Origin of the sequence: Hyphomonas sp. UBA4494 (genome assembly GCF_002388935.1) — a bacterium.
In the GTDB taxonomy this organism is placed as follows: domain Bacteria; phylum Pseudomonadota; class Alphaproteobacteria; order Caulobacterales; family Hyphomonadaceae; genus Hyphomonas.
In genome coordinates this window covers 1-4,138 of sequence record NZ_DGNK01000038.1, presented here as the reverse complement: position 1 = coordinate 4,138, position 4,138 = coordinate 1, and the positions used below count along the sequence as shown (strand labels likewise).

At 66.0% G+C, this 4,138-nt stretch carries 6 protein-coding genes; 3 read left to right on the top strand and 3 right to left on the bottom strand.

Translation table 11 applies throughout. The features are described 5' to 3' along the window. Window positions 1-907: DMT family transporter (locus B2P82_RS14665; RefSeq protein WP_290497714.1), on the bottom strand; the 907-nt coding region annotated here is incomplete at its 3' end. A 158-nt stretch (window positions 908-1,065) separates the two neighbouring features. Here B2P82_RS14665 and B2P82_RS14660 point away from each other — a divergent pair. Further along, window positions 1,066-1,785, top strand: coding sequence for a VOC family protein (locus B2P82_RS14660; RefSeq protein ID WP_034810739.1), 720 nt, complete (start codon window positions 1,066-1,068; stop codon window positions 1,783-1,785). Window positions 1,786-1,918: 133 nt separating this feature from the next. On the opposite strand, the gene B2P82_RS14655 is transcribed toward B2P82_RS14660, so the two are convergent. Further along, window positions 1,919-2,638, bottom strand: a complete 720-nt coding sequence (locus tag B2P82_RS14655) for a hypothetical protein (protein ID WP_290497713.1) — start codon at window positions 2,636-2,638, stop codon at window positions 1,919-1,921. 124 nt (window positions 2,639-2,762) lie between these two features. Here B2P82_RS14655 and B2P82_RS14650 point away from each other — a divergent pair, with 124 nt between their 5' ends. Continuing rightward, a complete protein-coding gene (locus B2P82_RS14650) occupies window positions 2,763-3,104 on the top strand; it encodes a hypothetical protein (protein ID WP_290497712.1) in 342 nt (113 codons plus the stop codon). Window positions 3,105-3,263: 159 nt separating this feature from the next. Continuing rightward, window positions 3,264-3,812: a DUF3617 domain-containing protein gene (locus B2P82_RS14645; protein ID WP_034810744.1), complete on the top strand. Its 549-nt coding sequence runs from the start codon at window positions 3,264-3,266 to the stop codon at window positions 3,810-3,812. A 75-nt stretch (window positions 3,813-3,887) separates the two neighbouring features. Here the strand turns inward: B2P82_RS14645 and B2P82_RS14640 are convergent, their stop codons facing one another. Further along, complete coding sequence (locus B2P82_RS14640; protein ID WP_290497711.1) at window positions 3,888-4,073, bottom strand: DUF3008 family protein; 186 nt, start codon at window positions 4,071-4,073, stop codon at window positions 3,888-3,890. Between the last annotated feature and the right edge of the window lie 65 nt (window positions 4,074-4,138).

Below are 4,138 nucleotides of genomic sequence, written 5' to 3'. Positions count from 1 at the left end.
GCAGGTCACTGGCGGGCATGCGCGCTTCGCGGCGGGTGCGGAACCGGCCTTCAAAGGCGACGACCAGGCAAGCCGTGATGATCACAACCGCGCCGACCCAGAGCTGCCAGCCCGGCATCTCATCGAAGAAAATCAGGCCGAGCAGGGCGGACCAGACCAGCGACGTATACTCCAGCGGGGCCAGCCGCTGCGCCGGGGCGCGGGCATAGGCCAGCGTTGCCAGATACCAGACCCCATAGCCGAGCAGGCCAAGCAGCGCGAAGATCGGAAGGTCATTCCAGTCCGGCGCGCCGAACAAGCCGAACGTGACCGGCAGCATGGCCAGCGCTGGCACGATATTGGTGAACAGCGCAATTGTGGTGGCGTCCTCGATCAGGGCGCGCATGCGCAACAGGACAAGCACGAACGCATAGCCGATGGTTGAGCTGAACAGCGCGATCAGGCCCAGCGTCTGGTTGCCCGCGTCCTCCCCCGCGCCGGACTGGCCAGAGAGGGCAAAGGCGACGCCCGCAAAGCCCAGCAGGGTGGCGCCCGCGGCAACAGGGCTGATCTTCTCCCCCAGCAGAAGACGCGCGACCGGCGCAACCAGCAGCGCCGCCGTGAAGCCGAGCGTTGTCGCCACGGCCAGAGGCAGCTGGGTGAGGGCATAGAAGAAGGTGAACGCGCAGAACAGCTGCAGCAGGCCGCGCAATGTGTGGAACCGGATTGCCGCCCAGCCGGGCACAGGCTTGCGCTGGGCCAGGAAGACCGCAAAGGCGATCACTGTGCCGAACAGGAAACGCCAGGCCACCAGATGCTGCAGCCCCGCATCGGGCGCAACGCCCTTCACCAGCGCGTCGACGCCCGTGCCGACAAGGATGGCAAAGGCGGCGATCAGCATGGGGGCGGAGAGCAGGCGGGCGGTCATAAGCCGCGGACCGTAGACCAGCGGTGCGCGACCGGAAACGGATTAATTCGCCACCATATTTTCGAGACGGTCTGTGTGGCCCTTGGGGCAGGTATGGTATGGAGCGCGAAAGAGGTGGCCGTGACACAGTGAGCCGCCCGCGAAGGGGAGACGATGAGATGACTGCACCACGCTTGCGCCAATTGGTGATTGCGGCCGAGACGCTGGAGACGGCCGACCGGCTGGGCGAATTGCTGGGTCTGGGAGCCCCCTTTATTGATCCGGGCGTAAAGGAGTTCGGCCTTGAAAACCGCGTCTATGCGATTGGCGACCAGTTCCTGGAAGTGGTCGTGCCGATGACGGACAGCGCGCCCGCGCGCCGCTTCATCGACCGGGGCGGGGAGGGCGGCTATATGGCGATCTTCCAGACGGATGACCTTGAGGGTCTGCGCACACGCGTGGACGGTATGGGCATTCGCCGGGTCTGGAATATTGACCTGCCGGATATTTCAGCAAGCCATCTGCACCCGGCCGATATTGGCGGGGCGATTGTGTCGGTCGACGAGGCGCGTCCGGCAGGCAGCTGGCGCTGGGGCGGGCCGGACTGGCGCGAGCGCGCCGTGGCCGGACGGTTGACCGCGCTGGCCGTGGAGTCCCCTGAGCCCGAAGCGCTGGCCACGCGGTGGGCCCTGGCATTGGGCCAGACGGTGGACCGTGACAGCATCTTCCTGGCCGATGGCGTGATACAGTTCCGCAAGGGCGAGACGGAACGGGTCGCCGCCTTTGGCATCCAGACGCCCGATTATGCCGCCGTTCTGGAACGCGCCGGCAAGATGGGGCTGGACGTTGACTGGCGCGAAGTGAAGTTTGCCGGGGTGGGGCTCAGCCTTGTGGGGTGAGCCTTTTTCGGGGCGCTGAGCGAAACTCCCAGCACCCGTATCTCCGGCGCATGCCAGAGTCCCGTGCGGGTGGCTTGGGAGAGAGGCGCCGGATCAGGTCCGGGGATGCGGGTTATGGTCGAATTGATCCGTCTCAGGACGTATCGGGATTTTCCCGCACGGCGGCTTCATGCAGCTCTGTCAGCGTCGCCTGTTCGGCCTGTGTCACCGGCAAGCGTTTGAAGGCGGGCGGCAGGGCGCGGGCGATGACCGGGCGCGGGCCGGCCAGAAGGCGGCGCATTGCCTCGACATAGCGGGGCAGGTTTTCCAGCGCATCTTCCAGCGCGAGCAGGCGGCGGACCTGCCGCGTCGCGGGCAGGAGATCGTCCGGCTCAGCCGGATATTCGGACAGGTCTATGGGCGCGTCCGCATCGAGGAGGCGAATGCGCGGCCCGGTGCGAAAGCGTTTGGGCGGCGGCGTTCGAGGCGTTTTGCCGGGCAGGGCTTCACAGAGGCGGAAGTGCGGGGTGGGGAAAAGCGCGCGTTTCGGCGCGGCCTTGCCGGGCGCGGCGCGGGTGGTGGGATCCGTCTGCGGACGGGTGGCCAACGCGCCAAGGTCTGCGGCCATCAAGAGGATCAGGCGGCGCATCAGCGGCTCGGCATGGGCCAGAAACCGCGTCAACTGGCGCAATTGCCAGCGCGCCAGGAAAGGCAGGCAAGGCAGGCGGCCCAGCCCCAGCGCGCGGCGCATGTCGCCGGCCAGCCAGTCCAGCCGCTCAAGGCTGAACCGGGCCGCATGAAACAGAAGGTCCGCAGGCGTGGTCATGCAGGACAGCATGAAGGCGTGGGCTGTCAGACGGATTGGGGGAGCCATGTCCCCCACCCAGCAGCGGGCGGGCGCTTGCGCCGGGCAGCTTGACCATGGTCAATTCCGGGAGGCGTGGCATTGATAGGGCTGCGGCGTAGACTCATCACGGCCTGATAGCGAGGAGTCCCGGATGACCGCCCGAGCGCTGCTGCCTTTCTTCCTGCTGACCTTCGGCATTGCTTGGGGCGTGCTGGCGCTGTTCATGGCCATGCCGGACCGGCTGACCGCCCTCTTCGGGCCGGTCTCGATCTCGGTGATCGTGACGCCGCTGTTCAATGCCTCGCGCGGCTCGATCCTGCTGCCATTGCTCTGTCACTTCCAGCTCAACGGCCCGGCCTGGCCGGACGCACAGCCCTTTGACAACGGGCTGTTTGCCGCGACGGCGGTGCTGGTCGTGTGGCTGAACCGCAGGACGATGTTTTCCCGGCAGGGCGCGGCGACAGAGGTGATCCCGTCCACTCCCGGCCGGTGACCGGCGGTGCCCCGCGCGCATGCTTCGACTTCGCTCAGCATGAGCGCGTCGGAGACGGCGGGCCGGGCAAGGGGGCCGTGCCGTGTCGTCAGACGTTTGACCTGGCGCATCCGGGTCCCGTAGTCTGCGGGCTGACACAGGATATGGGGACGACTCGAAATGACGATCAGATTTATGGCAGCGCTTGGCGTTGCTGCCGCGCTCGCCGGCATGGCCGCAGCGCAAGGTGCGCTTGGGATTTTTGGCGAAACGGAAGAGGTTGAACTGGAAGGCCTGAATGTTCGTCCGGGGCTTTACGATGTGACGATCACGCAAACCCAGTCCGGATATGCGAATGGTGAGCGGATCGAGCGGCCCCCACAAACCCAGTCCGGGCAGATGTGCATTCGTCCAGAGGGCGATCTCTTGCGGGCGGAGGATTTCAATAGACCTGGCTGTGAAGTCGACACGCGCAGCGTGGAAGTCACTGGCGTGTATTTCAGCATGAGCTGCAACTTGGGCGGACAGGAGATGGGGGGCCGGTGGAGAATCGGGGTTGGCCACCCGACGAAAATAAGCCTGGAGCGGGACTATTTCGTCCTGCCCGACGGGCGCATGGCGTCGTCAACATTTTTCGTCGCCGGCAGTCTGCATAGCCAGGAGGATGAAGTCTCGGCGACCCTGGAGGTTGAGCAGCTATTCAAGTATGCGGGCGAGTGCCCGGCATAGCGATGGATGGGGGGGGCATCATGCGTCATCCCCGGTGCACATTCTTGCCTCGTGTCGTGTCGCGGTCGGTCGCCGTCAGTCGCCCTTCCGTTCCGGGAGGTTGTCGTGTGTGGTCGAGGCGAGGTCTTCGAGTTCGGACTCGCTCATCGAGTCGTACATCTCCTTTGACGCGCCTTGCAGGTCGCTGACCTTGGTGTCGCCGCGCTTGGCGGACAGGGCCGCACCGGCGGCCTTTTGCTGGGCTTCGGACTGGGCAGGCATGGAGGGCTCCTTCGCGCATGGGTCTCGCGGAAGGAACGGGGGAGGGCGGGATGGGTTCCCGGCTC